The sequence below is a fragment of the Rhodanobacter denitrificans genome, from assembly GCF_003335105.1.
Lineage (GTDB): Bacteria > Pseudomonadota > Gammaproteobacteria > Xanthomonadales > Rhodanobacteraceae > Rhodanobacter > Rhodanobacter denitrificans_A.
Window position 1 is genome coordinate 1 of the sequence record NZ_QFWQ01000018.1, and the last position, 445, is coordinate 445.

General features: G+C 70.8%; 1 pseudogene. It reads right to left on the minus strand.

The annotated features are described in order from the left end of the window. Positions 1–445: pseudogene (locus DEO45_RS16310) on the minus strand (glutamine--fructose-6-phosphate transaminase (isomerizing)); the annotation flags it as partial.

The window sequence follows — 445 nt, forward strand, 5'->3', positions numbered from 1 at the left end:
CACGCCGTGCGCGCCCAGGCGGGCCTCCAGCGTGTCGGCGATCGCGCGCGGCTGCTCGAAGATCTCCTTCTGCATGTAGTGGCGGTATTCGCCGCGCTCGACCGCGTCGCTGGACAGCTCGCTCTCGTGCACCGGGCGCGCCACCGGCGTGCCGTCGAGGGTGAATACCTGCACGCTGTCGCGGGTGATCTCGACCACGTCGTTCTCGTCCAGATGCAGCATCTTGTTGGTGACCTGGATCAGCGCCTGCGCGTCGGAGCCGAGGAAGTTCTCGCCGATGCCCAGGCCGACCAGCAGCGGCGCGCCGCGGCGCGCGCCGACCACGCGGTCGGGCTCGTCGCGGCTGACCACCGCGATCGCGTAGGCGCCTTCCAGCCCGCGCACGGTGGCCAGCACCGCCTCGCGCAGCGTCATGCCCTGACTAAGGCGTTCATCGATCAGGGCC